Annotated in this window: 25 protein-coding genes; 7 read left to right on the top strand and 18 right to left on the bottom strand. The window is 60.5% G+C overall.

Features of this window, described 5'->3' with window-relative positions; genetic code table 11:
* Positions 1-60: 60 nt before the first annotated feature.
* From ACIBK2_RS33180 to ACIBK2_RS33110, 15 genes are all read right to left on the bottom strand, one after another.
* The gene (locus ACIBK2_RS33180) at positions 61-582 is read right to left on the bottom strand and encodes a hypothetical protein (protein ID WP_396973045.1); all 522 of its coding nucleotides are present in this window, start codon (positions 580-582) and stop codon (positions 61-63) included.
* A gap of 10 nt (positions 583-592) precedes the next feature.
* Entirely contained in the window at positions 593-1,540 is a 948-nt protein-coding gene (locus tag ACIBK2_RS33175) for a hypothetical protein (RefSeq protein ID WP_396973043.1), read from the bottom strand.
* 284 nt (positions 1,541-1,824) lie between these two features.
* Positions 1,825-2,730, bottom strand: coding sequence for a class I SAM-dependent methyltransferase (locus ACIBK2_RS33170; RefSeq protein WP_396973041.1), 906 nt, complete (start codon positions 2,728-2,730; stop codon positions 1,825-1,827).
* Between the two features lie 87 nt (positions 2,731-2,817).
* Positions 2,818-5,646: an AMP-binding protein gene (locus tag ACIBK2_RS33165; RefSeq protein WP_396973039.1), complete on the bottom strand. Its 2,829-nt coding sequence runs from the start codon at positions 5,644-5,646 to the stop codon at positions 2,818-2,820.
* 149 nt (positions 5,647-5,795) lie between these two features.
* Entirely contained in the window at positions 5,796-6,158 is a 363-nt protein-coding gene (locus ACIBK2_RS33160; protein ID WP_396973037.1) for a nuclear transport factor 2 family protein, read from the bottom strand.
* An 82-nt stretch (positions 6,159-6,240) separates the two neighbouring features.
* Positions 6,241-7,227, bottom strand: coding sequence for an aldo/keto reductase (locus ACIBK2_RS33155; protein ID WP_396973035.1), 987 nt, complete (start codon positions 7,225-7,227; stop codon positions 6,241-6,243).
* Positions 7,228-7,412: 185 nt separating this feature from the next.
* Entirely contained in the window at positions 7,413-7,934 is a 522-nt protein-coding gene (locus ACIBK2_RS33150; RefSeq protein ID WP_396973033.1) for a carboxymuconolactone decarboxylase family protein, read from the bottom strand.
* 56 nt (positions 7,935-7,990) lie between these two features.
* Entirely contained in the window at positions 7,991-9,562 is a 1,572-nt protein-coding gene (locus tag ACIBK2_RS33145) for an FAD-dependent monooxygenase (protein WP_396973031.1), read from the bottom strand.
* A 27-nt stretch (positions 9,563-9,589) separates the two neighbouring features.
* Complete coding sequence (locus tag ACIBK2_RS33140; protein ID WP_396973029.1) at positions 9,590-9,877, bottom strand: putative quinol monooxygenase; 288 nt, start codon at positions 9,875-9,877, stop codon at positions 9,590-9,592.
* A gap of 15 nt (positions 9,878-9,892) precedes the next feature.
* Positions 9,893-10,483, bottom strand: coding sequence for a histidine phosphatase family protein (locus ACIBK2_RS33135; RefSeq protein WP_396973076.1), 591 nt, complete (start codon positions 10,481-10,483; stop codon positions 9,893-9,895).
* A 5-nt stretch (positions 10,484-10,488) separates the two neighbouring features.
* Entirely contained in the window at positions 10,489-10,734 is a 246-nt protein-coding gene (locus ACIBK2_RS33130) for an acyl carrier protein (protein WP_396973027.1), read from the bottom strand.
* Positions 10,735-10,753: 19 nt separating this feature from the next.
* A complete protein-coding gene (locus ACIBK2_RS33125) occupies positions 10,754-11,803 on the bottom strand; it encodes a beta-ketoacyl-ACP synthase III (RefSeq protein ID WP_396973025.1) in 1,050 nt (349 codons plus the stop codon).
* Positions 11,804-11,820: 17 nt separating this feature from the next.
* On the bottom strand, positions 11,821-12,771 hold the full coding sequence (locus ACIBK2_RS33120; protein ID WP_396973023.1) for an AvrD family protein: 951 nt from the start codon (positions 12,769-12,771) through the stop codon (positions 11,821-11,823).
* On the bottom strand, positions 12,768-13,211 hold the full coding sequence (locus ACIBK2_RS33115) for a PaaI family thioesterase (protein ID WP_396973021.1): 444 nt from the start codon (positions 13,209-13,211) through the stop codon (positions 12,768-12,770). Before ACIBK2_RS33115 ends, ACIBK2_RS33120 begins: the two co-directional genes overlap by 4 nt.
* Complete coding sequence (locus tag ACIBK2_RS33110; protein WP_396973019.1) at positions 13,211-14,536, bottom strand: MFS transporter; 1,326 nt, start codon at positions 14,534-14,536, stop codon at positions 13,211-13,213. The genes ACIBK2_RS33115 and ACIBK2_RS33110 overlap by 1 nt, the downstream gene beginning before the upstream one ends.
* Between ACIBK2_RS33110 and ACIBK2_RS33105 the strand changes: the two genes are divergently transcribed.
* Positions 14,520-15,047: a MerR family transcriptional regulator gene (locus ACIBK2_RS33105; protein ID WP_396973017.1), complete on the top strand. Its 528-nt coding sequence runs from the start codon at positions 14,520-14,522 to the stop codon at positions 15,045-15,047. The two genes, ACIBK2_RS33110 and ACIBK2_RS33105, sit on opposite strands and share 17 nt — an antisense overlap.
* Before the next feature lie 226 nt (positions 15,048-15,273).
* Here the strand turns inward: ACIBK2_RS33105 and ACIBK2_RS33100 are convergent, their stop codons facing one another.
* Positions 15,274-16,251, bottom strand: a complete 978-nt coding sequence (locus ACIBK2_RS33100; protein WP_396973015.1) for an oxidoreductase — start codon at positions 16,249-16,251, stop codon at positions 15,274-15,276.
* An 85-nt stretch (positions 16,252-16,336) separates the two neighbouring features.
* Between ACIBK2_RS33100 and ACIBK2_RS33095 the strand changes: the two genes are divergently transcribed.
* Positions 16,337-16,729 carry a MerR family transcriptional regulator gene (locus ACIBK2_RS33095; RefSeq protein WP_396973074.1) on the top strand — a complete coding sequence of 131 codons (393 nt, stop codon included), beginning with the start codon at positions 16,337-16,339 and terminating at the stop codon, positions 16,727-16,729.
* Between the two features lie 3 nt (positions 16,730-16,732).
* Here the strand turns inward: ACIBK2_RS33095 and ACIBK2_RS33090 are convergent, their stop codons facing one another.
* Positions 16,733-17,746 carry a ParB N-terminal domain-containing protein gene (locus ACIBK2_RS33090; protein WP_396973013.1) on the bottom strand — a complete coding sequence of 338 codons (1,014 nt, stop codon included), beginning with the start codon at positions 17,744-17,746 and terminating at the stop codon, positions 16,733-16,735.
* A gap of 1,065 nt (positions 17,747-18,811) precedes the next feature.
* On the opposite strand from ACIBK2_RS33090, the gene ACIBK2_RS33085 reads away from it, so the two are divergent.
* The 5 genes from ACIBK2_RS33085 (at position 18,812) to ACIBK2_RS33065 (ending at position 22,292) form a co-directional block, all read left to right on the top strand.
* Entirely contained in the window at positions 18,812-19,315 is a 504-nt protein-coding gene (locus ACIBK2_RS33085) for a hypothetical protein (protein ID WP_396973011.1), read from the top strand.
* Positions 19,312-19,824, top strand: a complete 513-nt coding sequence (locus tag ACIBK2_RS33080; protein ID WP_396973009.1) for a hypothetical protein — start codon at positions 19,312-19,314, stop codon at positions 19,822-19,824. The genes ACIBK2_RS33085 and ACIBK2_RS33080 overlap by 4 nt, the downstream gene beginning before the upstream one ends.
* Positions 19,725-20,954 carry an MAB_1171c family putative transporter gene (locus ACIBK2_RS33075; protein ID WP_396973007.1) on the top strand — a complete coding sequence of 410 codons (1,230 nt, stop codon included), beginning with the start codon at positions 19,725-19,727 and terminating at the stop codon, positions 20,952-20,954. Before ACIBK2_RS33080 ends, ACIBK2_RS33075 begins: the two co-directional genes overlap by 100 nt.
* A gap of 108 nt (positions 20,955-21,062) precedes the next feature.
* Positions 21,063-21,683 (top strand): DsbA family protein, encoded by a 621-nt coding sequence (locus tag ACIBK2_RS33070; protein WP_396973004.1) that lies wholly within the window; start codon positions 21,063-21,065, stop codon positions 21,681-21,683.
* 192 nt (positions 21,684-21,875) lie between these two features.
* Positions 21,876-22,292, top strand: a complete 417-nt coding sequence (locus ACIBK2_RS33065) for a hypothetical protein (protein ID WP_396973002.1) — start codon at positions 21,876-21,878, stop codon at positions 22,290-22,292.
* Between the two features lie 18 nt (positions 22,293-22,310).
* On the opposite strand, the gene ACIBK2_RS33060 is transcribed toward ACIBK2_RS33065, so the two are convergent.
* On the bottom strand, positions 22,311-22,928 hold the full coding sequence (locus ACIBK2_RS33060; RefSeq protein ID WP_396973000.1) for an exonuclease domain-containing protein: 618 nt from the start codon (positions 22,926-22,928) through the stop codon (positions 22,311-22,313).
* Positions 22,929-22,976 lie beyond the last annotated feature (48 nt).

Below are 22,976 nucleotides of genomic sequence, written 5' to 3'. Positions count from 1 at the left end.
CGGCACCACCTCCACCGGCAGCATCACCGACCTCAGGCGCACGATCAACCCGACACCCGGTTACCGCAGCGACCTTTCTGGACGAGGCACTAGCTGTTCGTTGACCTGGCGAACCAGGCCCGAACGGCTCCGCGAGGTGCGCCAGGCTGCGGCGCCATAGCCATCCACCGCGGGTGGCGCAAAGCCGAGTTGAACCACCCGGATTCCGGACCCGGACGCCGCATCCCATAGCCGGGTCCAGCGGCGAACGGTCTCCTCCGCCGAATCAGCGACATCGTGATGGGTACCTGTCAACACCACGTAATCGACATCCTCCAGCGAATGCGGCGGATTCAGAAGGACTTGTTCGATCTGACCAAAGGGAAACTTCAGCAGATCCACTGCCAAACCAACTCGCGCCCCGGCCATCGGCAATAATTCCGCGAGAAAGTCGATGGTGTAGGTCGCCAACAGCGCTACCCTGACCTGAGTTTCCGAGGTCCCGGCATACGCGCCGGGATCATTCCTCCAAAGCTCGAGCCGCTGCACCCAAGTCACGTATCCGTCGTCAGGTGTCAGTGCCAACGCGAAATGCTTTTCCACAGCAGGCCACCTATACCGCGAAAGGAAATGACGTGAGGTATTTTCCCTCGTATTCGGAAATCTTCGTGAGTATTTCGACGATGAGCGAGGTGTTCACCTTCGCTCCCGCCTCGGCCCGCATTCGAGCACGCATCAGCAACGGCGGAATCTTACGCCAATACGCCATCGCGGATTCCCAGTGCTCGAATGCCGGTGCATCCAACAGCGCGGGATCGTGTCCGGCGGCCCACAGCAGGAGCTCCCGTTGCCGCAATGCTTGCCATAGATCGTCGACCTGCAGAAAAACCGCCGCATTGTCGACCGTCTTGAAATGACATGCCAAAGTAATGGCCGCATCGGCCCCACATAGACGTCCCGCTCTGGGCGGTGCGAGCGGCGCCGAAGCACCGACCTCTAGCCAGCGATAAGTCCGACCGGCATAAATGTCTTTCGACCCGACCACCGCCTCTTCACGCAAGCGCAGGACGGTATCGTCCGGCTGCAGGCTGACCGACCACTCGCCTAACTCCGATTCCGACGGCACCTCGATACGCTGACAGGCCTGCGGCCCGAGTTCCGTTGTCATGGTCAACGGATCCTCGATAACCCAGCCATTCGACCGACCGATTATGGTAATCCAGTGAGGTGCATGCCACCGCCGATACCCATGTTGCCACGGCAGATTACTGGTGTCTGCAAGCATTATCCCGTACCCCTGTCGGGTGACTTGCTCATCGACCGCGTGAAATGCCGTCGCCCAATCATTGCTTCCATTAACCCGCAGCCCGAGCGCTCGCACCGGCGAGATTGCATGGTGCTCGAACAGCAGCAGATCACCGACACTGGAGACCGAAAGAGTCGGCCCGCCTGCGAGTAGCGGTCGCCACCATCGTTCTTCTCCTCTGACAACAAGAGCGGTCGCCAAAGCCGCCGTGAAGCAAGTCAGTTTGTCGCCGGCCTCGGACAGTGTCCCGCTCACCGATTACCACCTTCCACTTGCTGCCTCGGCAATTCGAGACATTCGGGTTGACGAGTTAAAAGAGACGTTACAAATTAGACGCACGTCTAGGTCAACACCGACCTACTATTAAGTCGGTCACACTGCGAGGCACCCAACTCCGGCCGGCATAAATCGCCGCAGAATGGTCAGCACATTTTGAGATCGGTGAGATGAGGTCACCGCACAGGCGTGCTTCGGATGCCGACCAGCTTCGACGCTTCCCACAGTTCTCCAATGACCCACCCAACTCCGTCAGGACTTCCTCATGCAGATGGTGCGGTGACCGACTTGACGGCCGACACGTACTGGATGCTGGCGAACATACGGGCATACGGCTCAGGCATCGGTCGCCGAGACCGGCCGTAGCGGGCGGCCAGCTCATCCGGAGACAGGCTGCTCGTTGTCCAGCCGTGATCGGCCAGCCATATATCAGGGTCGGTACGGTCGTCGGTGTAAAGCAGCTGCGACAGATCGATCTCAGCGAACGGGGTGTCTCGCGACTCGCGGCTCCCGGCCACTTGGTCCAAGCCGCCAAAGTCTCTGAACACGTCGGTGGCCACGCTGCTGCCGGGCGCCGAGAGCCGATCAATCCGTTCGATCAACGCGTCATGTGCGGCTCCCGGGAGGTACGGCAGCAGCCCCTCAGCCGACCACGCGATAGGCGCGGTCGGATCGACACCTGCCCCGATCAGGGCGGCAGGCCAATCGTCCCGCAGGTCCACCGCCACCTCTCGCCGGTCCGCCGCAGGCACCGCACCATGTTCGGTCAGCACATCCCGCTTGAACCCCAGGACCTCGGCCCGGTCGAGTTCGAACACGACGGTTCCGTGCGGCCACGCCAGACGGTAGGCGCGGGCATCCAAGCCAGCAGCGAGGATCACTACCTGTCGCACCCCCGCCGCGGTCGCAGCTAGGAAGGCGTCGTCGAGGAACCTGCTTCGGTACTCGACGGAACCGGTCATCAGCGGCGATTCCGATCGCGCCGCGGGATCGTCGATCAGCCGATTCATCCCCGGATGGCCCGACGCCGCCACGAACAGGGCGGCATACTCATCGCGCACCAGCGCATCGGGCCGCTCGGTCTCGACTGCGCGGGCAGCCGCGACACCGAGCGCGGTCGCCCCGACGCTCCTGACGATGTCCCAGCTATCCCCTTCAGTCCGCGTCATATTTTCCTCCAATTCGCTTGAACGGCCGCGCACACGATGGAATCGTGCGATCCGTACAACAACTCGCGTCGGTGCTCGCGGAGCACCTCAATCACGTTCGCCTAGGCTTCGGTCGATTTCGTCTCGGAGCCGAGCGTGGAAAGTGCCTACGTGCGGCGGCGCGGCAAGAGTATGGTGTTCACCATCGATATTTATGTAGCGGACTGGTTGAACCGCAAATTTGTCCCAGTCATGCTGGCGAGCCACCCATGCGTCGCCAGCTTCCGACAGCGGCACCTCCTTGAATATCGGCAAGGGCGGCGCTGCGGTTCCGTGAAATACGGTTATAGACTGAATCTCGCCTTGCGGCTCGTATTCTGCTCTGATCTTGTTCAACTTTTCTATCAGCATCATCCACGTCGAATATCTTGTTAAATTCAAGTCCAACTCGGCAATTCGCTCGCTATGCGCCAGGTCCAACACAGCTTTCAATTGTTCCGAAAAAGGCACCCCCCGGAGCCGGTCCGGCAATTCTATTGACTGTTTCTGGTCGATCAAACCGAGGAACAGTGAGTGGATGGCTATCATCACAGAAAAGTCGACACCGACTACCATCGGCTTTATCATCGGTGGGCAGTCGAAGACACCGAGAAAAGCAACAGTCTCACCTCCAGATTCCAGCTCTCGAGCGATCGCGAATGCAATGACGCCACCGGATGAATATCCCGAAAGGAGATAGGGGCCACGCGGCTGCCGACGCCGGATTGCCCGAGTATAGCTAGTAATCATCTCACGATAATTCACAAATGGCGTCTCACCGTCGGTAAAGCCGCGCGCACGAAGCGCGTAGAAAGGCCGCACGCCAGCGAAGTACTTGGCCAGGTCAAGTAGATTCAGAACCTCACCGGCACCACCATGTACACAGAAGAGTGGCGTCTGCGTGCCAGTTTGCTGCATGGGCACGACCGGGTCATAGTCGTCGTTCGTCATTCGGCGCGTCTTGTCTTCGATACAGGCGCCAAGAGTGCGTGCCGTAGGAGCGTTGAGCAGGTCGACAGTTTGCAGATGCGGAACGCTCAGACGCTGGGTAACGCTGCGACGTAGCCGCAATAGATCGAGAGAGGTTCCGCCGAGATCGAAAAAATTGACCGTGGCACTGATCGTGTTCGACGACAGAGAAAATATATCGGCGTAAATGTCAACGAGAGTTTGCTCGGTCTCCGATCGAGGTGGTGAGTATTCGCCTCCGCGTCGCCGAATCAGCTCGGCACCCCTGTGAATAATAGTGTCGAATTCTCCCGCTTCGAGCCGTGTACGAAGTTTTGCGCGCGAGATCTTTCCTATACTGTTTTTCACGAAGTCTTCTCGGCCAAGAGGCAGAACTAGTCCAGGAAGGAATCCCCAATGCATCACGACAGCGTTGCGTACGGCAGTGATGATTCGATAGAGGGCGGCGTCGTCACCAGGACGAGTTTGCGAATGAAAGGCGACAACCAGCTGTTCGGTTTCACTGCCAACCGGCCTGGTGGGGAATGCCGCCACATAGGAGGGGGCTACGCCCGGGATTTGTTGGAGCATAGTTTCGATGTCATGACTAAAGTAGTTGACGCCGTTTACTACGATGTTGTCCTTGCTACGCCCGATCAGCGTCAGCCGACCGTTCCCGAGTCGACCGATGTCACCGGTACGGAACCAGCCGTCAGGAGTGAATGCCGCCCGGGTAGCCGCCACGTTGCGGTAATAACCGGGTGTGACCATAGCCCCGCGGAGTTGCAGCTCACCTGCGTGACCATCAGGTAAAGCGCGGTCCTGCTGGTCAGCCACTCGAACGTCCAACGCCGCTACCGGAGTTCCGACACCGGCGAACTCGTGACCTGCATCGGCATCGGGGAACTCACGCGAGTAGATGCTGCCAGCGCAGGTCTCTGTCATGCCGAACGCCGGCCACAACACGTCGCGTCGTAGGCCGAACCCGGCGAATCGCTCCAGGAAGGTCACGCCCGTGGTGCGCGGGACAGCTTCGCCACCACTGACAATGTGTCGCAGCCGAGACAAGTCGAATAAGTCATCCGGCTGGATACGGTCGTGCATAGAGTTGATCAATCCCAAAAGAAAATTGGGAGTAAAGGTCATTGTCGCTCGGTACCGCGAGAGCATGCGTAAAAACTCGAGTGGCTCATCCAGAATGACCGATGGCGGCACATGAACCTGGGACGAGCCGGTAGAGACCGGTAGCAGATGACACTCCAGCAGCGCGGCAACGTGGTCGAATCCCACCCAGTTCAAGGCGATATCCGAGGAAGTCAATTCATGGTAGCCATTTTTCGCCGACATCGACGTCAGCAAGTTGGCGTGCGTAAGCATCACTGCTTTGGCGTGACCGGTCGACCCGGAGGTCAACATCAATACGGCGAGATCTTCGGGCACCGCATCGTGCAAATCGCGGGCGGGGCTATGGTTCAGTAATTCTTCTACGGTAGTCACAATCAGGCGGGGCACTGTCGACAGTTCAGCTGCCAACCGTTCACTGGTTACCAGCAGCGGCTGGTCCAGCAGCTGGCTGATCTTTTCATACTGCACCGTCGACTGTTCCAACGTTCCAGCCACAGGCGGTAGCGGACATGGAACGAACCCACCCAGCAGGCATGCCCAAAAGACAGGCAGAAACGCATCCGCTTCTTCTATGGACAGCAGCACCTTGTCCGACGGCCGTAAGTCACGTTCCCGCAAGCCGCTGAGCACGCGAAACGCCTGCGTGAGTAATTCTTGGTAATTGCTCTCCCGAAACTCAGCACCGCCCCCCGCCGAGCAATAGAGAAGCTTGGACTCCGAGTGTTGCTGCGCAGCATTCAGCAACAGCTGTCCGACGTTTTTTGCTTCAACAATATTACCGAAAGAAACCTGATTCTTGATCATTTCTTCTTCCTCGATCAGCAAAGTTCTGTCGATGAATTGGATATGAAGTCTGCCAGTCTGATCGACGACCCATCCTGGAACCCACACCGAGGCGCGTATCCCCAGTAGGTGAATTAGATCAAGACATACTCGCAGTACATGCTAATTTATTCTGATTCAAGCGATGCTCACTACACGCTAGGCACGAAAAAATACGTCCGCCGCTCGATGACTTTTCCGGAAGTATGAAATCTGAAGTAGTCCGAAAAGTCGACAACAATCGAACCACGATCTCTAATCTGACCTGCAAAAACGCCTGCGACGAAACATTCCACTCCGGAGCTTACCAATTTGGTCACTCGATGCGATCCTTCGGTAATAACTCTACCCTTGGAGTAGAAGAATTCCACCTCTTCGATACCGCGCATGGCTTCATATCCGGGCCGGTAGTACACGCAGTCGGAATCGAACACAGAGAGAGCAGTCGACACGTTACCGGTATCGATATTAGAATAGTAGAACCGGACCATCTCAGCGAATGTTTCCGTCGTCATTTACTTTCCTTACGGTCGGCACCCTTGGACCGATGCAGGCACTGACTATTACTGACCGATCGAATACGAGAGCTGGGCTTATTCAGCGGGGAAGCTCGGCGATAGCGTGGGGCGTATAGTCGCGGCTGAGCCGGTCGAGATGGTCCGAGGTGAGTACCGTGCGCAGTGCAGCCACAGCGTCCGTGAGATGACGCGATCGGGTAATTCCGATAATGGGGGCCACAACGCTGGGCTGGTGTAACAGCCAGGCCAGGGCGACAGTTGCCATGCTGGTGCCGATTTCGGCGGCAATGCTGGCGACGGTGTCTATGATAGTGACATCGGTTTCCGCGGTGTCGGCATAGAAGCGGTTCTGGATAGGGTCCTGGCCGGTGCGGGCAGTGGGTTCGCCATCGGGACGACGGGCAAGGAGTCCTCGAGCCAGCGGACTCCAGGGGGTGATGCCAACACCTTCGTCCCTGCAGAGCGGAATCATTTCGCGTTCTTCTTCGCGATAGATGAGGTTGTAGTGGTTCTGCATGCTGATGAACGGGGTGAGCCCGTTGGTGACCGCTGTGTGCTGAGCTTTGGCGAATTGCCAGGCATACATCGACGACGCACCGAGATAGCGAACCGTCCCCTGGTGAACGAGGTCGTTTAGTGTGGACATCGTTTCTTCGATGGGGGTGTGGTAATCCCAGCGATGGATGATGTACAGGTCGATATGGTCGGTGCCCAATCGCCGGAGGCTGTCGTGGAGCTCGTGCACGATGCCATGACGCGACAGCCCGCCTGACAACGGATGCTTGGGATTCATCGGTTCGTACACCTTGGTAGCCAGGACGATATTGTCGCGGCCGAATTCCCGGATGGCGTTACCGACGATTGTTTCGCTGGAACCGAGTGAGTAGATGTTGGCGGTGTCGAAGAAGTTGATCCCAGCATCGTAGGCAGCGCGCAGTAGCGGCTTGGCATCGGACTCGGGCAGCGTCCACGGGTGCGTGCCGGCGTTCGGGTCGCCGTAACTCATGCAGCCCAGCGCGATTCGGGATACACGAAGTCCTGAGTTCCCGAGAGTTGTGTAGTCCATGGTGAATATGGCTTTCTTCCGAGGAGTCACTGTCGGCAGTGGGTAGTTGTGCTGCACCCTGATCGGCTGGTCCTGGGCCAAGCTGATCGAGGCCCAGGGCCAGCCGTGGCACGCCGTTGTGCCGGGCGGCGCGAACCACCCTCGAAGCGGACCGTGCCAGCAGTGCCCGCTCGGTCAACCCCGCGTTAGTTCCGTTGTTGTGCGGCTTCAATGTCGGCGAGGTTGTCCCAGGAAGCGATGCCTTCGTCGATCGGGATCCGCAAGCTGGCGAGGTACATGGCGGTCATCGCTGCGTGACCGGCCAAGTGGGTGACCTCGGCAATATCGTTCTGCGAGTAGTACTTACGCAATTCGGTGAAGCTGCCTTCGCTGGCGGCATGTTGCAGGATGCAGTCGTCGACGTAGCGTACGAGAGCCGCGCGATCGACAGGCATGGCGGTGAGGTAGCCCTCTTCGATCGCGTTGATGTCCTGGGCAGTCAGGCCGGCTTTCAGGGCCAGATGCAGGTGAAGCTTGCGTTCGAATTCGCTGTTACGCAGTTTGGCAACGCGCAGCACGATCACCTCGCGGTCCAGATCGCTGAGCAGGCCTTGGGTGAAGGACGCGCCAAGGGCCAGATGCGGGGCAGCAGATCCTCGGGTCAGCAGCAGAGCGCGGGTGAGATTGGATTCGAACTTTTCGTAGACCGCCAGCTGGTCTGCGGTCATGTCATCGACCGCGGTGAGAGTGACACGATTCATTAGTGTGTTCCTTTCCAGGGTGTTTATGTGGTGGGTGTGGCGAGCAGCCCGCGCATGGCAAGGGTTATGGAATTGCGGGTCTTCGCGCGATGGTCGGCACTGGTGTCGAGTTGCAGAACGCGCTCAAGGTGTCCGTCCGGGCGGCAGATGAGCGCGACAGCCTTGTCTGGCAGCAATGGGCCGAGCCGGCCCGGCGGGCGGCCGGCCAGGTCGATGACCGCAGCATCGGGGTTTCGCCGGGTGATGTCGCCGGAGAACTCACGCCAGCTGGTCCAGTCGTAGGTATTTCCCGGCCACAGAATGATCGAATAGCGTTCGCGGTCAAGCATCGGTTCAGCGGCGACCGTGCGCCAGGACAGGGGCAAACGCCTACCGGCGGTAAGGACTCCGAACTTGGCGGGTGGACCGTGTGTGGTAGTTGTTTGTGCCAGCTGAGGGGCAACGTAGCGTTCGAGCAGTCCGGTGGTGCTGCCGACGCGGTAAGCAAGGTCGCGGAGGGCGATCTTGACAGGCGATTCATACAGTCCGATTCTGGCCAGCGTGGTGGACAGCTTCGAGACTTCGGCGACGGCGGGACGGCGTTCGCGGTCATAGGTGTCGATGAGGCGGCGCGGGTAGCGGCCCTTGATGACGCCGGCGAGCTTCCACCCGAGGTTGCTGGCGTCTTGGAGTCCGGTGTTGAGGCCTTGGGCGCCTGAGGGACTCATTGCGTGCGCCGCATCACCGACGAGCAGAACTCGGCCGTTGCCGTAGGCGTTGGCGGATCGGATGTTGGCGTTGAAGATCCCGCTGAAGCGCATGTGACCGAGTTTGCGGTTTCCTGGAACACGTTGGGCAAGAAGGTGTTCGAAGAACTCGCGGGACGGTTGCTCGGATCCGGTGTAGTCGTCGGGAACAGTGGTGCCCACCCGGAAGATACCGTCGCCGAGCGGCGCGAGGACCATATTGCCGCCTCGGGTGAGGTAGTATGCGGCTTCGCTACTTGTGGTCTCTCCGATTATTTCGGCATCGGTGATAGCGAGGCGGGTGGTCAGCGCGCGGCCGGCGAATTGGAATCCGAAGATGTCGCGGACTGTGCTGTGGTAGCCGTCGGCTCCGACAACCCACTGGTAACGCTTGGTGTGCGTAGTTCCGTCGACATCCTTGACGGTGCATTCGACGTGGCTTTCGCAATGGCAGCCCGAGACGAACTCGCGATCGTAGTGGACTGCCGTACCCAACGTATTGAGGCGTTGCTCGATCACCTCTTCGATTTTCCATTGGGGGCAGGTGATGGCGAACGGGTACTGCACATCGGGCAGGCGGTCGAATCGGATGAGTCCGATTCGGGACTTCTCCGAATAGTAATTCATTTGGTCGAAGTAGTGCCCCCTTGCGATCAGTGGGTCGGCCAGGCCGACCCGGTCGAGAAGTTCGAGCACACGTGGCCAGATGATGGTGGCCCGCGAGTGGGGGCTCGCTCGACGAGTACGGGCGATGATGTCGACATCGATGCCTGCGGCGGATAGTTCGCATGCAAGCGTCATGCCGACCGGCCCCGCGCCGACAATCAGAATATCGGCGTCGAGAGCGGGGGGTAAAATTGCGTCAGTCATATGCGGACCGCCGTCGTGTCTAGGGGGTTAAAGGATGTCGAGGCGGTTGACCTGCGGCCCGTCGCCGAAGGCGCCGGACGTGATTTTGCGGAATTCCGCGGTGTGGCCATGGGTCATGTGTTCGTCGATGGCGGCCTGGTCAACCCATTCTTCGACCAGTACAACGCGGTTGGGATGGCCCTGGGCGCGGTAGGCGTCGAAACGAGTGACACCGGGCTCGATCTGGGTTTCGGCAACAAGTGCGCGAAAAGCGCTGTGTACTTCTGCGCTGCGGACAGGTTCGATGTCGAACTGAACGACGATGTGAATCGGCATGGTTGTGCTCTCCTTTTACAGGGCGGCGAGGGTGGCATCGAGCGCGTCTAGGCTGACGTTGGTGGCCACGGCGGTGGTGCTGTTGGTGACGTCGACAATGACTGCATGTAGAGGTGACGTCATCGGTACGGCTGGATCCTCGACGAGTGCTTTCAGCACCCCACCGTGGGTGACGATGAGTGCTGGACCGCTGGTGGTCGTGGAGTACTCCGCCAACGCCTTGTGTGCACGGGCGTGGACCTCGGTGAGAGTTTCGCCGCCACCTGGTGGGGGGAAGACGCGGTCGGTAGTGATTCGGGTATGCAGACCAGGGAGCCGGTGTTCGATGCAACTCTCGCACTGTGTGTCCAGCAGGCCGAGATTACGTTCACGCAGTCCGGGAATGTCGGTCCGATCCGGCAGCGTCGGTCGCCGGATCCGCAGCAGTGCGGCCGTTTGTTGTGCGCGTTGCTGCGGCGACGAATCGATTCGGGTGAACGCAATACTCTGCAGGTGTTCGGCGGCGGCACGGGCGATCTCGTAGCCAACGTCTGACAACGATGGATCACATTGGCCCTGATAGTGACCCAGCTCGTTGAGTCGAGTCGGGGCGTGCCGCAGCAGCACAATCTTCACGGCACCGCCGCGAGGTCGTCGACAGCGCGGGCGGCCTCTTCGATGGTTTGTTCGCTGTGCAAGATGCCATCGGGAACAGCGACCGACCGGCTGCGCTCGAGCTTCAGGGCCAGCTCGACCAGGAAGATGGAGTCAGCGCCGACCGAGTCGAAGGTACTGGTGTCGGTGATGTCGGCCGACTGAACGTCGAGCTTTTCTCCGAGGTAGTCGACGATGATGTCGTAAGTAGTGTGCTGCGACATGGTGATTGGCTCCTCTGAGTTACGCGGACTGCTTGTGAGCAACGCTGTGGTCATCGGTGATCGGGAGTACGGCCGGTAGTTGCGGCCAGGTGAGGGTGACCGCGCCCCACGTAGTGCCACCCCCGAATGCCGTGAGCAGCAGCTTGTGGCCGGTTTTGATCCGGTGCCGAGAGGCGGCGTCTGCCAGGGCAAGCGGGATCGAGGCGGCGGAGGTGTTACCGACCTTGTCGAGGTTGACGATCGCTTTGTCGGCGTCGACTCCGAGGTGATCGCCGATCGCGGCGATGATTCTGGCGTTCGCCTGATGCCCGACAAGCCAGTCGAGTTCCGCAGTGTTCCAACCTGTTCGGGCAAGAACAGTCTGGGACGACTCGGTCATCCGGCTGACCGCCGATCGGAAGACCTGTTGTCCCTGCATCCGGAAGTGCCTGTCGAAAGTTGCGGACGCATCGGCATTGGTGCGTTCTTTGGCGCCACCGCCGGATATGCCGATCAGGTCGACCTGGGTGCCGTCGCTGCCGAGGCTGAATTCGTGGAGTTCGCCCGCTGCACCGGGGGCGCATGCCTCGACGAGGACCGCTCCCGCCGCGTCACCGAAGATCGGGGTGGTGGTTCGGTCGGTGGGATCAAGGATAGTGGTGAATGTTTCCGCCCCGATGACCAATGCCCGCTGAGATTGGCCGGCCCGGACTGCGTTCGTCGCGGCGGCCAGCGCGTAGATGAATCCCGAGCAGACTGCGGCGATGTCGTAGGCAGGGATCGTGCCCAATCCGAGGGCTGCGGCGATGGCGGGTGCGGTGGCGGGACAGGGTTGGTCAGGCGTGGTCGTGGCCAGGACGAGCAAATCGACCTCAGGATCGGCAGGGGCTGTGTCGAGTGCCTTGCGGGCGGCGATGATGGCCAGGTCGCTGGTGGTGATACCGCGGTCGACGACATGGCGTTGCCGGATGCCGGTTCGGGTGCGGATCCACTCGTCACTGGTATCGAGGTGACGGGAGAGTTCATGGTTGGTGACGATTCGAGGTGGTACGTATCCCCCGACGCCTGCCAGGCGCGCTGCGGTGGTCATGGCTGGTACTCCTTTGTTCAGTTGGTGGTGCTGTCAGGGAGTTGATGCGCCACCGAGCAGCGGACAGACATGCCACTCAGTTCGCCGACGATGTCGACGGTCCGCCAGGTCTTTTCGGCAAGCGTGATCTTTTGCTGGTTATCCAGGTGGGTGCTGATAGGCATTCGCTTGTCGGCGTTCTCTTTTCGCGGCGCAGCCGCAATCAGGACGGTGTTCCGCATCCAGAGCGTGTTACTGTCCGCTCGACTCATGTGATCAAGCTCGTACAGCAGGATCTGGCCGAGTTGCAGGGCCGCGACGAAACCGTCGACGAATGCCGGCGAGTTCTGGTAGCGGCTGCCGAGAATGGCCTCAGGGAGTAATTCGGCGGTGTCGCCACGGGTGAGTACAGCCTGCGCGGTGTGCTGCTCGCGGTCGACGTGGACATCGGTGATAGCGGCCGGCGTCGGCGTATCGCGATCACGATGCGGTGGTTCAGGATTCGCGAGCGAGGCCGCAGGGTGTTGCAGCGTGTAGGTCAGTCGCATGCCGCCGACCTGCACGTCGTAAGTCCTGGTGGCGTCAACCGCCATGGCACGCTGCGGCGTCACGGTGATGGGGAGGTCCGCGAGGTCTTCGTCAGGAGACTTGGCAGCACGGATCCGGACCGACTGAATCCAGGAGGCGGCGATCTCGTCGTCGGAGAGTCCGACGATGGCGCCGGCCGCCCCCTCGCACGCCAGCTGACCCAAAAGCAGACCGTCGATGGTGGACAGATGAGGCCGTTGATCGGTGCCTGCCTTTTTGGACCAGTCTGTCGGATAGTGCACGGTGGCAGTTGTTTTCACTGCGGGGGTAACGGTGTCGCTGACGACGTTCGACGCGCTGATGCTGTAGCGGATGCGGCTGTAGCCATGTCCGAAGAAACGCTCACGAGCTGGGCCGAGATAGTCATCGACAGTGTCGAGGAGTAACGGTGTGGCGATCATTGTGTTCTCCCTTGGCGCGCTGGTGTGATGGCGGCTGTCAGTCGGGCAGTGCAGGTGAGTTGTTCCCATTGGTCGGTAATCTCGATGGCGTAGCTCGCGAAACGATCCCCCTCGAACAGGGGCGTGCAGACGCCGGTGACGTCTCCACTGGCAACCCAGCGGTGATGGGTACAAGAGAGGTCGATGCCGACAGCGGAGCCGCGTGGGCCGGCATGCAGGAAAGCAGCGAGGGAGCCGAGCGTCTCGGCGAGGACTGCGTTTGCTCCGCCATGCAAGATGCCGACCGGTTGCCGGTTACCGTCCACCGGCATGTGGCCACGAACTTGCCCTGGCCCGCAAAGGTCGATAGTGATACCCATCCTGCTGATGAGTTGCTGGTCAACAGGTAGCTGTTGCGCCTCAACGGGCGGCTCACCGTATTCAATCATGTTGTTGCGCATCACTTTCCATCTAGCGCCGAGGCAAGGGCCGACTGTCTTCCGATAATGCGCGTAAGGAACAGGTAGCCGAACGCGACGAACGCGCAGAGAATCGCAACGGCGATCAGGATGATGTTTTGGCTGTCGCCGTAGGCGGCCGCATGCCCGGAAGCACCAGCGGCAACTCGCTCGGCCAAGTCGGAATCGGCGATCTTGGTGGCGATCAGGGCACTGATCGCACTGCCGTATGCGGCCACGAAGACCGCCTCGCTGCCGATTCTGAGGAGGTTGAAAACGCCTGCGGCGGTTCCCACTTCGTCGGCGGGCACATGGGCGAGCGCCTCGCCGTCGACGAACCCGAGTGGGATACCAAACCCTAACCCGCACAATATCATTGGCACAACTGCGACGACGGCGGGAATCTCAGGGCCGGTCAGGAGTAGACCGGCCGGGCCGACGATCAGGCAGATCAATGCGACGAGTGCCAGCTGTCCCGGCGTGGCGCGACCGCTGTCGATGAGTCGATGCGACACCAGGGGGGCGATGAATACCGGGAAGGTCATGATCATCATGTAGGCACCCGCGGTACCGTCCGACCAGCCGCGGATGGCCTCGAAACCGCTGGGCAGGTAGGTCAGCAGCGCAACGAAACCGATTGCGCCCGCGACCGGAACAAGGGCCATCCGCATGAAGGGTGCGTTCCGCAGCACCTTCGTGTCGAAGACTGGCTGACGGGGCTGACCGGTGCGATCGTGCACACCCGGAGGTAACGCGCGACTGCCGATTAGCGCCAGTAGCAGCAGGATCGCGTGCAACACGAACACGGCCCGCCACCCGAGCAGCGAAACGGTCCCGCCAGCGATGAATGGGCCTGCCGCCAAACCGAAGCCAGACACTGCGCCGAAGGCAGTGAAGGCGCGGGCGCGTTGCGGTCCTTCGAAGGTGTCAGAAATGATCGTAGCTGCCAGAGTGAGGACCGACGCTGCGCCGATGCCCGCCACAACGCGTGCCAAGTCGAGCAAAAGTAGCGTCGGAGCCAGCGCGCTCATCACCGATCCGACCAGCGCGAGAGTAATGCCCGCTTGGAACGCGACACGATAGCCGATGTGATCGGCAAGCCGACCCCACATTATGGTGAATAGTGCAAAACAGACATTGAAGCCATTGACAACCAACTGCAATTGCGTGGTGTTCGAGCCCAGATCGCGCGCGATCGAAGGAAGCGCGACGGCTGTTCCCGCCAGCGACAGCGGTAGTACGAATTGAGCGCCGACGACCACGAAGAGCACCAACGGATTTACCTGGCGCACAGCGGTTGCACTCGGAGCCATGGAGGTCCTGGTCATGGCAGTGACGCTACGAATTAGACGCGCGTCTAGGGCAATGCTAACGTACTATAACGTTAGTCACAGTAATGGCCTGGGGGGTAGTGTGCTAAGCATTGGCGAAGTCTCGGCATTGACCGGATTAAGCGACCATGTCCTGCGGAAATACGAGCGAGAGGGCTTGTTGCTGAGACCGGTAACTCGAGATACTGCGGGCCGCCGACTTTATGACCCAATAGATGTGGAGTGGCTGCGTAACTGTGTTCGGTTTCGCGAATCCGGTATGCCGCTGGCGGAGATCCGTAGATATGTCGACCTGGTGAAACAAGGGGACGGCAACGAACGTGACCGGATTGGAATCCTCCGGCAACATCGCCTTCGTTTGCAGGAACAACGTGCGGCAATCGATGCCGCGTTGGCTCTCACCGATCGGAAGATCGCCATCTATGAGGACCACGTCGATTCGGGCGCGCCCGCGGCACCGTGGCCCGAAGCTGTCGAGGCCGAGGAACCGAGAGCCGCGACCAGATAGGCCGGGCGTTTCGAAGTGGCGAGGGCGGGCCCATGCCCGTCCTCACCCATGTCGTAGCCAGTCGTCGATGGCGGCACGGACGATGACCAGGTCGTCCGACCCTGATGCGCTGTCGGGACACGCACCGGCGGTACGGCAATGCGCCAGAGCGACAGTGCAATTCATGCCTGCCTCCTAGGCATTGTGGCCGGCCGCATCCGCTACGCACGCCACTCCGATGCACGGGCTACTCTGCGGCGACACCGGTCAGCTCGGCGCTGATGGTCCACAGTCGAGCTGCTTCATCGGGGTCGATCGCATAGGGCATCACACCGGCGCCATTGTGCATCTGGGTATCCGGACCGGCCACGGCCGCGACTTCACAGTCCTCGAGGTAGACCCCGCCGATATCGGCCAGCTTCGCTGAAGTCGCCGCCCACAAACCGGTTGCCGCACCCTGACCGGTGTTTTTGAACGTCGGGTCGATCGCGTTGCCGCTTTCGTCGATCCAGCCGAGGTCGACCATCTCACCGGCGCCGAGGTGACGTTGCAACGGCGTCAGGATCGCCCCCGGGTGCAGCGAAAACGCCCGCACCCCTGACGCGCTACCGACCCGATCCAGATGTACCGCGAACAACACGTTGGCCGTCTTGGCCTGGCCATAGGCCACCCACTTGTCGTAGCCACGCTCGAAGTGCAGATCATCCCATCGGATATCCGAATGATGGTGACCCGCTGACGAATAGACGACAACGCGGGCCCGGCCGCGTACCAGCAGCGGCCACAGCTGCGCGGTCAGCGCATAATGGCCGAGGTGGTTGATCGCGAACTGACTCTCCCAGCCACGACCTACCCGCCGAAGCGGCGTCGCCATCACCCCGGCGGTGGCGAACAGATAGTCGACTCGGTCGATCCGCGTGGAGAGATCCATGGCGCACCGTTGCACCGAATCCAGGTCGGCCAGATCCGCATCCAGGACGACAACTCGGTCGCCGAACTCGGCGAGGGCTCGGCGTGCCTCGTCGGGTCGCCGAGCAGGGACGAATACCTGCGCCCCAGCTGCAGCCAAGTGCTTGGTGGTGACCCATCCAAGTCCTGAGTAACCTCCGGTGACCACAGCCACTGTGCCGGTCAGGTCCTGCCCTGCCATGATCTCGTCGCTGGTGGTATCGGCGCCATAACCTGAGCCGATCGGCTGCTGATGTGTCGTAGCGTTGCTGTGCATGCCACGATGCTAGGATCTAGAGTGCGGTCTAGATCAACACTGAAACTGCGGGGCAGCCACGACCACTTACAACAACGCCGTCACACTGTCGATCGGTGAGGTCGCCGACCAGACCGGGCTCAGTGTGCACGCGCTCAGGTTCTACGAACGCGAAGAGCTGCTCGTCGGCGAGGTTGTCCGCACGTCAGGCGGCCGTCGCCGATACAGCCCGACCGACGTGGAATGGCTACAGATCTGTACGCGTCTGCGCGAATCGGGCATGCCGATGGCCCAGTTGCGCGAGTTCGCCGCATTGGTGCGCGAAGGACCCGGAAATGAAAAACAACGACTCGAGCTGCTGCAGAATCACGAAACCCGCATCCGCGCACAGCTTTCCGCGCTCCAGCAATGCCTCGATGTCATCGAACACAAAGTGAACGTCTATCAGGAACACGTCGCCAACGACACAGCGGACGGCCTCTGGGACCCCACCAGATAGACATCAGCGGTCGCCGACGATCTTTGGTCGCCGCCCAGTACCCGGCGCAGACTTCTCCAGCCGATTGGCCAACTCGATCCATGATTGTGCGTTGGCCCGCGCCAGCCGCGCCAACGAGCCATGACAGTAACCGGGCAGATCGAACATGACCTGCTGCCAGTCACGTAGTTCGACAACGGACCCGCCCGTGAGACGCAGGATCGATCGTCCTTTGTCGGTGAAACGTAATGCGGGATCGCTGCGCAACGCTGTCAGAATCGTGTCTTGGACCGATGTGGTGATCGGCGTCTGCGCAGCGGCAGCAGACTTCGGCGGCGACATCCCTGGTTCGTAGGCACCCTCCGACTTCGATTGCGACGAACCGTTGACAACCCTCGGATCCACTGCCTGACTCGATACACAACCGCTTACGACAGGATCTTCGCCGCGGCTCAAACGTGCGCGCACATCGCGCACCGTGCTCGGCGACACACCTGCTCGTTTCGATACTGCGCGCAAGGACGACTCGGGGCTTTCCTTGATGATGTTCGCCGCGATCCGGCGGCCGTCATCAGCCACGACCGGACGTACTTTGCCGTCCTTGCCGACTCTCCTGTCCAACTGGACACCGCCACCAGTTGCACGGCGGCGCTCTGCGCCGACTGTCGTATGCGACAACCCTGCGGTACGAGCTATCAACCGGTCGGACCATTGCGGATACAAATTCATCAAACGCATGGCGGCAGCTTTGCGCTCGGCAACCGACAACGGTAACCCATGCATTATGTTGGAATGCACCGCCAATGCATAGGCATCGTCATCGCTGCCATCGAAGAACCGAACCGCGATCATCTCGCGATCGATCGTCTTCGCCGCCTCCAGCCGATGGGCACCATCGATCAACCGCATGGTCGGCCGGTGCACGATGATGGGTGGAAGTTGTGCGGCTGATTCCATCAGAACACGAATGTACTCGTCATTTCTGATTACAGAATCGCGCAGCGCGGGTCCCGGCCGAACAGATCCTACCGACACCATTTCTATTGGTATAGTTTGCAGATCTGAAACCCATTCTTGGACAGGAGACCCAGCGCGGCCAGACGGAGCTGAAGGTCGAATTTCTCCGGTCATCACACTCATTTCTGTCAAAGTCCAGTCATTCGACCCGTCAACCACCTCGACGTGCGGATCAAAAGTTACGAGATAGCATGCAGAATACAACCAGCCAGCGATCGCCAGTGACCCTTATTATCCCCGATTAGCGTATCTTCATGGCAAATAAAACCTACGAAACAATTTAGACATCTAAAGATTGCATTACTTTATCCCACTCGTCCCTGTGACACTCCCCTGTGCCAAGATACATCTATGCCCGGTTCGCAGCAGGATCCGGTCGGCGCGGACCACATTGTCACAAGCCCGAGTGCCGCATGCGATTGACGCACGGCGATGCGAGGTCTACACGCCCCGGCTCGCGGCCGAGCCATAGGCTCAGCAACGCTGGCACGGCAATCCGATCCCGCCGACCCCTCGATGAACAGCGAGATCCGATACGGTGCGCAGCGGCAAGCATGCGAAGTCAGAACGTCCGGCAGTCCCGGTCCGGAGAACGCAACGTCGTGCCGTGGCTCGGTCAGTCCATAGCCCCCCGGCGATGCAACTCGGTTGACGTGAGAGGAGGACATCGCCGACCCTCCCCACTGCGGCCGCCCCACCTTCGTGTTGTCATATATATCTGATGTTCGCGTCCGGAAGGATCATACCATCGGAGTCCCGACTGCTCCACCGATCCCAGTCCGATAGTTTTTGTCAGAAATAGTTGTTGGATTGTCATTGGATGTCGTTCACGCCCGGAACCAGGGTTCGATGCGACGTCCGCCGGGGGCTGCCGTGTGGTCGAGGGCTCGTTGGTCGGCGCAGAGCCGCATTTGAGCTGTCGCGTAACCGCCAGCGGTGGCAAGCTCCCCCAAGTACTTCCACTAGGAACGAGACAGCGCCCGCCGTTACCCTGAAGAACGATCGTCGCGTCCCGTGGAGACCGGACTGAATCAGCGACAGACTCAGGCCCTCGCCTTCTTAGGCCTGAGCTGGAAAGGAGCAGGGATGGGTGACAAGTCTGCGGCGCGCCCTGGACCGCGGGCTGTCGTGCAGAAGATCGACCAGCGGCTCACCGAATTGATTACTACGCGTTATCCGGACCGGCGCCAGCGACCAGGCTATGGACGGCTTGCCAGAGAGATCAGCGAAGCGACAGGCGGCTCGATCTCCAGCACCTACCTGTGGCAGCTCGCCACTGGTAGACAGCATAATCCAACCCTCGAACAGCTCGACGTGCTCGCCGAGTTCTTCGAGGTCCCTATCGAATACTTCTACAACGACGCGGTCGCCGACCAGGTTCGCGACCGCGGAGTCGGCGGCACCGCATCCGAGCCGGGCACCGATGCCGAAACCGGGGCGTCCGAACTACTGCGGCAGAAGCTCGCCGAGCAGGATGTGCAGACAATCGCGATGCGTGCTGGATCGATGAGTCCTGCGTTGCGGCAGCAGTTGCTCGAGATGATGGAGATCCTGGATCCGAGGCCTCCACGCGACGAGGACCAGCAGTGAACGAACGAGAGATTCGCCGACACTGCCGAAAAGTGTTGCGCGACTGCAATATTCAGCCGCCGTTACGAGTAGAGGAGCTGTGTCACCAGATCGGGGAGTATCGAGGAAAACCGATCCACCTCATTCCCTGGGCTCTTCCCGTCCCGGGCCCGTTCGGACTGTGGATGTCCCGTGGCCACGAGGACTGCATCTTCTTCCAAGAAGAAACCACTCGGGTGCATCAGGTGCACATCATCCTGCACGAAATCGGCCATATTCTCTGTGAACACGTCGACGACACCGGTCTCGACGATGTTCCCGATCTGGGCCCCGAATTCCCTACTGGTCTGACGAAACGCGGCCTGCGGCGAACGTGTTACGACGAACAGCGTGAACGCCAGGCGGAAATGGTGGCGACGATCATCCAGGAATGGTCATCGGTCATCGACTACACAACGCCTCCGACGCCGGCCGGATCCGACGCACAGGCCCTATACAGTGCGCTGAACAGCAGACGCGGCTGGTTGTGATGCTCCTACAGACATGTCTGATAGCTGTACTCACAATCGGGGCGTTATGGAAAGGGGTCGACTTGCTTCGGGGGCGAGACGACCGTGTCCTTCGGCACTTGGTCGCAGCATTCCTGATCCTTGCCGTCGGAAACACGGTCTCGCTTCCGTCGAGCATCCGCACGATCGACTCTCTCACACAGCTTGGTGTCGGCCGCATATTGATGAACCTCACGATCATGATCGGGCTGTTCGCATTGATGCAAGTATTTGTCCTCGCATCCCGCGGAAACCCAGGCCGGTCGTCCCGGCGACTACAGCTACGGCTGCTGACACTGGCGTGCGTAGGCTTGGTGGTCTGCATGATCGCCACGCCGCCGAGCCACCGAGCGCATACGCTATCCACACCACATATCGCCGAGCCGTCGATCCTCGGATTCTACCTCATCGGAAACGCCTATTTCGCATACGCTTACGTGTATTGCGCGATCATGGCATGGCGATACGCGGCCTCCGCGCCGCGATATCAAATTCTCGGTCTCGGTCTGGTCTCGGTGGGTCTCTTCGGTCTGGCGTTGACCTCGTTCAACCGCGGCGCTTGGCTGATCGTGCGTGTCATCCATAGCGATCTCCACAGCAGATTCAATGCAATGAACTTCGCCATCGCGAATTTCTGTACCGCGCTGATCGTTGCAGGACTGTGTTATCCGGCGACGATGCAGGCGATCTCGGCGCTGTGGTCGTGGTTCCTGCACTGGCGACAGCACCGTGCACTAGCCACACTGTGGATGCTGATGTCCACTGCGTTTCCGGAACTGACGCTCGAACGCCACACCACAGGCTCACCACTCGATCGGCTCCTCTGGCCGAGTATTCACGCGCAGTTCTATCGCAGACTGATCGAATGTCGAGACGGCCTGGTCCGCGTGAGCCCCTACATCGAAGTCGAACCCGGGCTAGATCTGACGAAACTGTCCGATGACGACCTCGCCGCGCACATCCGGGAGGCCCTCGGTCGTAAACCGCAGGTCGAAGATCCCGATGTGACATTCTCCGCGAAGCGTCTGGCGATCCCGGACGGGGACGATCTCAATGCCGAAGCCCGAGCTCTGATCGCGCTGTCCCGCGCTTTGAAAGAACCCCGATCGTGACCCAAGTCCTGATCACCACGAGGCGTTTCGGCCGCCGGTCACTCAACCCGGGCATAACACCGTGTACCGGTACCAACGAGGAGCTAAGTGTCCGAATACAGTGCCAACATGACGCCGGTTGACTTCTGGTTCGATCCGAGGTGCCCCTGGGCATGGATCACTTCACGCTGGATGAAAGAGGTAGAAAGGGTCCGGCCAGTGGAAATCCGCTGGCGCGTCATGAGTTTGGCCGTGCTGAACGAGAACCATCTCGATGAACTACCTGAGCAATACCGCCGGTGGAACACCACGGCCTGGTATCCGGTCAGGGTCTGCGTCGCCGCCGAACAGAAATACGGCAGCCAAGCCCTCGACTCGCTCTACACAGCCCTGGGCACCCGCATCCACAATCTGGGTCAGAAGCAGACCCGGGAGACCTTCGCCGCAGCCCTGTCCGACGCCGGTCTGTCCGAAGACCTCGCCGACGCCGCGTACTCCACCGAGTACGACGCTCTCATACGGACCTCCCACCACGAAGGAATCGGTCTCGTCGGAGAAGAGGTCGGCACCCCGGTCATCGCCGTCCCTGGCCCTAACGACACACGCATCGCCTTTTTCGGGCCGGTCGTCACCCCCGCCCCCAAAGCGGACGCAGCAGCACAACTATGGGACGGGGTCCTGCTGGTCGCCGGTACTCCAGGCTTTTTCGAACTCAAACGAAGCAGAAATACCGAACCGTCGTTCGACTGAGTGCGCCTGCGGTCTAGGGCTACCGGAGCAGACAACATGGAGAGGCTCCAAATGTCCTGCATTGACGCGACCCGTGCGTTCGGGGCGGATGGTGGCCAGCCACTGAGCCGTAGGCGTCAACGCTTCAGGAAACCCTGATTGTCGCGCATGCTCCGGTCTGCTCGCGGACCGTCGGATCGATAGGCTACTGCCGTGAAGAAAATGTTGGGAATGGGCGATGGCTGTGAACTGCCTGCCACCGCTGTCTACTGGCTCAGCGACGGTCCACAACCGGGCATCGTCCTGGTCGAGTTGGTAGACGCACACGGCCGACCTCACCAACTGGTCGACAAGACCGCCTCGTTCGGCGGGGAACTACTTCCCACATCCAACTATGCATGCGCCACCACGATCCAGTGCACCATCGAAGACATCGACGACGGCATAGCTACCGTCAACACATGGTGGTTATCCGGCGGCCCCGACAATGTGCCGTTCGTCTTCGATGTACGACTGGACACCCTCGGCCCAACTGACCGCCTCAGGTGCAGGGCGTTTGCCAGGCGCCTGATGTACGTTGCTCTGCCAGCCGAATGGGTACTGGTCAGAACGATCGTCACGGATGTATGAGCTCCGGACGGGAAGCACTCACCACAGCCCGCCTTCCGGCTCGACCTTAGGAACGAACTCCCTCGGCGCCGCTGCATCGACAAGCCCAGTCCAATCCAACCCGCTGTCCTCGACGAGCCTGCAGAGCAGCTGCCACGCTGCCCACGCGTCATAACCTGCACGGTGATATCCCTGTTCGGCGACCGCAGACATGTCGAGTTCCACATGTTCGATGAGTTTGTCGAGGCTGTAGCTGGGCAGGTCGCGCCACACCGCCTTCGCCAGGCGCAAGGTGTCCAAGACCATCATCGGGCTCCAGTCGGGCAAATGCGTGGCGAGTACTCGTTGTTCGACTCCAGCGTTGTGCGCGACGAGGGTTCGCCCGGCCAAGGCGGCATCGATGTCGGGCGCGATCTCAACCCATGCCGGACAAGTCTCGACGTCAGAGTTCTTGATGCCGTGCACTTTTCGGGTGACGATCTGGGTGATCGGCCGTTGCGGCTTGATCAGCCACGCCCGCATGTCATCGATGTTGACCGTCTCGCCGGAGACCGCCAGGATGGCAATCTCGATGATCTCCGGTGGTGTCTGACCATTTCCTTCGACATCTACAACTGCGATGTCCTTGCCGCGCAGCGTGTACGGGATCGCGTTCAAAACGTCTCCTTGATCGTGGGCCAGCCAAGGCCAAGACAAGAGGACTAA

Origin of the sequence: Nocardia sp. NPDC050175, from assembly GCF_044459885.1 — a bacterium.
Lineage (GTDB): Bacteria > Actinomycetota > Actinomycetes > Mycobacteriales > Mycobacteriaceae > Nocardia.
The sequence above is the reverse complement of the archived record's forward strand: the minus strand, read 5'-3'. Positions and strand labels throughout refer to the sequence as shown.

Bases quoted from the DNA above. Each gene is read 5' to 3' on its own strand.
- ACIBK2_RS33160 (WP_396973037.1), bottom strand. From the start codon at position 6,158: ATGACGACGGAAACATTCGCTGAGATGGTCCGGTTCTACTATTCTAAT.
- ACIBK2_RS33145 (WP_396973031.1), bottom strand. From the start codon at position 9,562: ATGACTGACGCAATTTTACCCCCCGCTCTCGACGCCGATATTCTGATT.
- ACIBK2_RS33075 (WP_396973007.1), top strand. From the start codon at position 19,725: ATGGTCATCGGTCATCGACTACACAACGCCTCCGACGCCGGCCGGATC.
- ACIBK2_RS33115 (WP_396973021.1), bottom strand. From the start codon at position 13,211: ATGCGCAACAACATGATTGAATACGGTGAGCCGCCCGTTGAGGCGCAA.
- ACIBK2_RS33120 (WP_396973023.1), bottom strand. From the start codon at position 12,771: ATGATCGCCACACCGTTACTCCTCGACACTGTCGATGACTATCTCGGC.
- ACIBK2_RS33070 (WP_396973004.1), top strand. From the start codon at position 21,063: ATGACGCCGGTTGACTTCTGGTTCGATCCGAGGTGCCCCTGGGCATGG.
- ACIBK2_RS33105 (WP_396973017.1), top strand. From the start codon at position 14,520: ATGGAGGTCCTGGTCATGGCAGTGACGCTACGAATTAGACGCGCGTCT.
- ACIBK2_RS33170 (WP_396973041.1), bottom strand. From the start codon at position 2,730: ATGACGCGGACTGAAGGGGATAGCTGGGACATCGTCAGGAGCGTCGGG.
- ACIBK2_RS33140 (WP_396973029.1), bottom strand. From the start codon at position 9,877: ATGCCGATTCACATCGTCGTTCAGTTCGACATCGAACCTGTCCGCAGC.
- ACIBK2_RS33125 (WP_396973025.1), bottom strand. From the start codon at position 11,803: ATGACCACCGCAGCGCGCCTGGCAGGCGTCGGGGGATACGTACCACCT.
- ACIBK2_RS33130 (WP_396973027.1), bottom strand. From the start codon at position 10,734: ATGTCGCAGCACACTACTTACGACATCATCGTCGACTACCTCGGAGAA.
- ACIBK2_RS33100 (WP_396973015.1), bottom strand. From the start codon at position 16,251: ATGCACAGCAACGCTACGACACATCAGCAGCCGATCGGCTCAGGTTAT.
- ACIBK2_RS33155 (WP_396973035.1), bottom strand. From the start codon at position 7,227: ATGGACTACACAACTCTCGGGAACTCAGGACTTCGTGTATCCCGAATC.
- ACIBK2_RS33110 (WP_396973019.1), bottom strand. From the start codon at position 14,536: ATGACCAGGACCTCCATGGCTCCGAGTGCAACCGCTGTGCGCCAGGTA.
- ACIBK2_RS33085 (WP_396973011.1), top strand. From the start codon at position 18,812: ATGGGTGACAAGTCTGCGGCGCGCCCTGGACCGCGGGCTGTCGTGCAG.
- ACIBK2_RS33150 (WP_396973033.1), bottom strand. From the start codon at position 7,934: ATGACCGCAGACCAGCTGGCGGTCTACGAAAAGTTCGAATCCAATCTC.
- ACIBK2_RS33090 (WP_396973013.1), bottom strand. From the start codon at position 17,746: ATGGTGTCGGTAGGATCTGTTCGGCCGGGACCCGCGCTGCGCGATTCT.